Source organism: Thauera sp. 63 (genome assembly GCF_000310165.2).
Taxonomy (GTDB): domain Bacteria; phylum Pseudomonadota; class Gammaproteobacteria; order Burkholderiales; family Rhodocyclaceae; genus Thauera; species Thauera humireducens.
The window spans coordinates 1-1,560 of the sequence record NZ_AMXC01000074.1 but is presented as its reverse complement, the minus strand read 5'-3'; the positions used below and the strand labels follow the sequence as shown (position 1 = coordinate 1,560).

Below are 1,560 nucleotides of genomic sequence, written 5' to 3'. Positions count from 1 at the left end.
CTAGGAGTCTGCGCGGCAGAACTCCAGAGCGTGTTTTTTAGCAGAACGATTGGCGAACCGAGAGGTGCGGCAAGAGACTGAGGCCGTGGTTAAGTTGCTTTGCGACGTCGCGGCGCGCATGCCGGACGGCAACGGGGACAGGTTTGCCCCCTTTTCCCGTCATGCCGTCCTCAATGTGCTCATCCTGCGCAGGTTCAGCGCCATACAGACGAGCTTCCACTCCGCTTTGACGCGCTCCAGGCCCCGCAGGCTGAACTGCCGGAATCCCAACACGTTCTTGATCCAGCCGTTGGGCGGTTCGGCGATCCATTTCCGTTTTCGGTAGGCGCTCTTGCCCGCCTCGCTCTCGAGCTTGTCGGCCATCTGTGCGGTGTGCGGATTGCGTTCGCGGTCGAAACCGAGTCGGCGCTTGCCTTCCCGGCCCAGCGCCACCACCAGTTCGGTCCCGCACCCGTCGAGTTCCCGGAACGTTTGCTCCGAGCGGTAGCCGGTGTCGGCCAGCGCCTGGCGCGGTCGTTGTTCGACGTTGTCGCGCACGGCCTGCAGTACCCCCGCCAGTTGCCCGGCGTCGCTGGCGTTGTTGGTCAGTTCGGCCGCCACGATGATGTGGGCGGTCTCGTCGACCGCCGTCTGGGCGTTGTAGCTCGGATCGAACCCGCCGCCGGCGCGCTTCATGATGCGGCTGTCCGGATCCGTGAAGTTCTCCTGCGCCTTGTCCTCGGGCACTCCAAAGTCGCGCTTGTAGCGCCCGCCCTTCGGTTTGCCGTCACCGCCGCGCGGGCGACGGTCGTCATCGTCGCTGCGCCCGCGCGCCTGATCGGCCTCGCGCTGGCGCTGCTCGAGCCGCGCCCGGGCTTCAGCAATCGCCGTCAGCCGCGCCTCGCGCCGCGCGATCTCGGCCGGCACATCCAGCTCGGGCTCGTTCCGCTCGGCGTCGTCGGCGGCCTTGGCCCGATTGAGCAGCGCCTCGATCTGCCGTTTCAACTCGGCCTCCGCCTTCACCATATGGCCGTAACTCATCGCCTTGTGGCGGCTGGCGTTTGCCTTGACCTTGGTGCCGTCGATGGCCACCGTCCCGAGCTTGACCAGCCCCATCTCGCGGGCCAGTCGTACCACCTGCACGAACAACTCGCTCAGCTCCTTCAAATGGACAGCGCGAAAGTCGCTCAGCGTGCGGTGGGCCGGGAAGTTGTCTGCCGCCAGGACCCGGAACGCCACATCCTCGTGCAGCTTGCGCGCGATCTTGCGCGAACTGAACACGCCCGTGGCGTACGCATACAGCAGCACCTTGACCATCATGGCCGGATGAAACGGCTGGTTGCGCGGTCCGCCACCGGCATACCGGGCGTGGAACGCGCTCAGGTCCAACCCGTCGACCGCGTCGCTGATGAAGTACGCCAAGTGGCCTTCGGGTAGCCACTCCTGCAGCGCCTGGGGCAGCAGCATCTGCTGCTGCGGGCAATAGGGCAGATAGCTCGTCATCTCGACAGTCTACCGGCCCCGAAACGCCCGGGAGGACTTAACTCACCGACGCTTGGCTTCTGCCGCGCAGACTCCTAG

Annotated in this window: 1 protein-coding gene; it reads right to left on the bottom strand. The window is 66.0% G+C overall.

The annotated features are described in order from the left end of the window. Positions 1-159 precede the first annotated feature (159 nt). Entirely contained in the window at positions 160-1,482 is a 1,323-nt protein-coding gene (locus C664_RS19985; RefSeq protein ID WP_004251208.1) for an IS1182 family transposase, read from the bottom strand. Between the last annotated feature and the right edge of the window lie 78 nt (positions 1,483-1,560).